General features: G+C 58.6%; 6 protein-coding genes. 2 read left to right on the top strand and 4 right to left on the bottom strand.

Annotation, left to right across the window (positions count from 1 at the left end):
- The coding region (locus tag A3730_RS18270) for a metal-dependent hydrolase (protein WP_197477520.1) at positions 1 to 230 on the bottom strand (230 nt) is incomplete at its 3' end.
- Positions 231 to 325: 95 nt separating this feature from the next.
- Between A3730_RS18270 and A3730_RS18265 the strand changes: the two genes are divergently transcribed.
- Complete coding sequence (locus tag A3730_RS18265; RefSeq protein ID WP_063521280.1) at positions 326 to 1363, top strand: AraC family transcriptional regulator; 1038 nt, start codon at positions 326 to 328, stop codon at positions 1361 to 1363.
- Between the two features lie 177 nt (positions 1364 to 1540).
- Here the strand turns inward: A3730_RS18265 and ppa are convergent, their stop codons facing one another.
- From ppa to A3730_RS18250, 3 genes are all read right to left on the bottom strand, one after another.
- Positions 1541 to 2074, bottom strand: a complete 534-nt coding sequence (gene ppa / locus A3730_RS18260) for an inorganic diphosphatase (RefSeq protein WP_007149355.1) — start codon at positions 2072 to 2074, stop codon at positions 1541 to 1543.
- Positions 2075 to 2225: 151 nt separating this feature from the next.
- A complete protein-coding gene (locus A3730_RS18255) occupies positions 2226 to 2594 on the bottom strand; it encodes a rhodanese-like domain-containing protein (protein ID WP_063538629.1) in 369 nt (122 codons plus the stop codon).
- A complete protein-coding gene (locus A3730_RS18250) occupies positions 2591 to 2773 on the bottom strand; it encodes a hypothetical protein (protein WP_063537662.1) in 183 nt (60 codons plus the stop codon). Before A3730_RS18250 ends, A3730_RS18255 begins: the two co-directional genes overlap by 4 nt.
- A 170-nt stretch (positions 2774 to 2943) precedes the next feature.
- Here A3730_RS18250 and upp point away from each other — a divergent pair.
- Positions 2944 to 3403 (top strand): uracil phosphoribosyltransferase (gene upp, locus A3730_RS18245; protein ID WP_063538627.1); only part of this gene is annotated, 460 nt, incomplete at its 3' end.

Raw genomic sequence — 3403 nt, 5'->3', positions numbered from 1 at the left:
TTTTGACGATCCTTGTCCGCCACCTGGTCGCGCAGGGCGCGCACAGAATCTACGAAGAAACGCTCGCCGTCCGGGAAGGTCAGCGACAGGATATTCAGCAGATGGGTCAGCACAGGGTCGTTATCAAACCAGTAATCATCATGTTTGATGCCATCGAAGGAAAACCCCATGCGGCGGGGTACGATGGGCACAACCGGTGCCTTATGTTTTTTTGTCAGCGGCAATTTCATGTTGGCTCCTGGCGCAAATGCCATTGGTGACATTGTTCAATGACAACTACTATGCAGGCAGAGATAACCAAGTTCTTGTCGTGGAGGGCCAACAAATGGTGAGTTCGGGCCGCACCTGGGGAAATGCCGGGGTGCCGGGCATCTATGTGGTGCTGTTGTACGACCTGTTGGTGGCCTTGAAGCTGGATGCGCCGACTCTGCTGGTGGGGTTGGGGGTGAGTCGGGATGAGCTGCTGGCGGTGGATCGCCGGGTCTCCATGTCCCTGGCCCAGACAGTGGCCGAGCGCGGGGTCGAAATGGTGGGCGATCGTGGCCTGGGGTTTCGCTATGCCCGCGCCATGAGCATTACCCTGCATGGCCCGGTGGGGCTACTGGCTTTGTCCAGCGCCAGCGCTCAGGATGCCCTCGATGCAGCCTGCCGGTTTCTCGGCCTGCGCGCCCCGTTTCTGGAAATTCACCAAGCCCGCCATGCAGACCGGGCTCATCTTCAATTGCGTAGCACCCGCCCGTTAGGCGTAGCCCATGATTTTATTATCGAGGCCATGCTGGTGGGGCTGGCGTTCATGATCGAACAGCTGTTGGAGAGTTTGCCGGAGGGGTTGGAGATTCACCGTCGCGGCCCCGCGCCGGCCTGGTTGGCGGCGCTGCGGGAGGATGTGGGGGTGCCGGTGCGGTTTGATCAGTCGGAAGACGCGCTGGTGTTTCCCTTGTCTGCCCTGGAGGCGCGGCCACGTCTGGCGGACCCGCAGGTGGCAGCGATTGCACGCGAGCAGTGCGAGATGGAGTTCCGTCAGTGGCGCACCGAAGAAGAGGGCGTGATGGCGGAGCGTATCCGCACAGCGTTACAGGACCATGCGGCGCCGTTGCCGTCGCTGGAAGGCATGGCGGATCGGCTGGCGGTGTCTGCCCGCACCCTGAAACGTCACTTGCAGCAGGCCGGGTTGAGCTATCGCCAATTGCAGGATGAAGAGCGCTACCGGCAGGCTTGCCGTTTGTTGGCGAAGGCGGAGAAGAGCATTAGCGAGGTGGCCTACCACCTTGGTTATAACGATGTGGCGAACTTCTCCAAGGCGTTCAAGCGCTGGAGTGGCCTGACTCCGAAGGGCTACCGGGAGCAACACTCGCGGGTGTGAGAGGCGAGTAACGAGTTTCGAGTTGCGAAGATCAAAACCTTTACAGACCAGGCGCTTCGGTTTTTGCTTTTCGAAACTCGCAGGTCTTGCCCGTGCTTCTCAAAACAGAAAGGCCGCGCCCGGTTGCCCGGGCGCGGCCTTTTGTCGCTGGCGCTGTTCTGCCAGTTTCGCGTCGACTTACTTGGCGTTCTCGTAAGCTTCGACAGATTTGATGATCTCGGCTTTGGCCGCTTCGGCGCCATCCCAGCCATCAACTTTCACCCACTTGCCTGCTTCCAGCTCTTTGTAGTGCTCGAAGAAGTGCTTGATCTGGGCCAGCAGCAGCTCTGGCAAGTCGTTGATGTCTTTCACGTTGTCGTAGATCTTGGTCAGCTTGGTGTGCGGAACCGCCACCAGCTTGGCATCTTTACCGGCTTCGTCGGTCATGTTCAGGATGCCCACCGGGCGACAGCGAATCACGGAGCCGGGAACCACCGGGTAGGGGGTCACAACCAGCACGTCCAGCGGATCGCCATCTTCGGACAGGGTGTTGGGGATGTAGCCGTAGTTGGCCGGGTAGAACATGGGGGTTGCCATGAAGCGGTCCACGAATACCGCGTTGCTGTCTTTGTCGATCTCGTACTTGATCGGGTCAGCGTTGGCCGGGATCTCGATGGCCACGTAGATATCTTCGGGGAGGTCTTTCCCGGCGGGAACCTTAGCAAAATCCATGGTCTGTCCTTCTCAACAGGGTTGGTGGTGGGCGCGGATTATAGCAATGGCAGCGGGCTGCGGCTAATCGCCGAAGGTCGAACCGGCCTATGGAATAGGAATATCCTTATTCCACAGGCGGTCCGGGGGAGGGTGGTGGGCAAATCGGTGCTTATTGGGCTGATTTCCAGCCCGGGTAATCCCCTTGCAGTAGCTTCACGTTCTTGAAACCGGCATTTTCCAGCACGGTGGCAGCGGCACTGGCGCGGCGACCAGACTGGCAATACAGCACAATATCTTCCTTGCGATACTGCTCCATCATGTCCAGGTGGTGTTCCATCTGCTTGGCGGGCACCATGATGGCGCCTGGAATATGCCCGGCCAGATATTCGTCTTCATCGCGCACATCGATAATGATGGGGGCTTTGCCGTCCTGCATTTGCTGCTTCAGTTCGCTCACCGAGAGGCTGTCAGCGGCCCATAGTGGCGCCGAGAGCACGTTCAATAGGGCAAAGATTGAAACAATCAGATAACGCTTCATGGTTGAGACTCCTGTCGATTTTCCCATTCCTGCAGTTCCTCCCAGAGTTTTTCCGCGTCGCGTACCATGCTGGCGATGGAGGGTTTGGCTGCGGGATTGGAAAAACTGGCTGCGAGAGCGCGGCTGGCACACTCATAAACAAACGCTTTTTGGCTCATTTCGGCAAGGGTTTTGTTCACGGTTTCTCCCTGTTTTTCTTTTCTTTGACGTTAGCACTGCCTGGTTAGTGAGGATAGCCCGGTGCGGGACAGCGTGTGCACCGGTGACATTTTCGCTGTAGCCGTCACAATATCGCCATTGCCGGAATGATCCGTGCCCTCGTTTAGCTTGTCTCCAGGAGTCTGCAGCCATGAGTGTCCACGAAATCCATCACCCGTTGGTAAAACACAAACTCGGCCTGCTGCGCCAGAAAAGCCTGAGTACGCGCAGTTTCCGCCAGCTCACCGCGGAAGTGGGCAGCCTGCTGACCTATGAAGCCACCAGCGACCTGGTGCTGGAGGATTATCAGGTGGATACCTGGATGGGCAAGGCGCCGGCCCAGCGCATCAGAGGCAAGAAAATCACCGTGGTGCCGATTCTGCGGGCCGGACTGGGGATGCTGGATGGCGTGCTGGAACTGATCCCCAGTGCCAAGGTCAGCGTGGTGGGTGTGTACCGGGATGAGGCAACCCTGGAGCCGGTGGCCTATTTCGAGAAGCTGGCCCACGATATCGACGAGCGCATGGCGCTGGTGATCGACCCGATGCTGGCGACTGGTGGCTCCATGCTGGCCTGTATCGATATGCTGAAAAAAGCCGGCTGTACCCAGA

The organism is Alcanivorax sp. HI0044 (assembly GCF_001634945.1).
This window is presented reverse-complemented; position numbering and strand designations above follow the sequence as displayed.

What these genes read in the sequence shown, in the direction of transcription:
- A3730_RS18265 (WP_063521280.1), top strand. Translation starts at nt 326, where the DNA reads ATGGTGAGTTCGGGCCGCACCTGGGGAAATGCCGGGGTGCCGGGCATC.
- ppa (WP_007149355.1), bottom strand. Translation starts at nt 2,074, where the DNA reads ATGGATTTTGCTAAGGTTCCCGCCGGGAAAGACCTCCCCGAAGATATC.
- A3730_RS18255 (WP_063538629.1), bottom strand. Translation starts at nt 2,594, where the DNA reads ATGAAGCGTTATCTGATTGTTTCAATCTTTGCCCTATTGAACGTGCTC.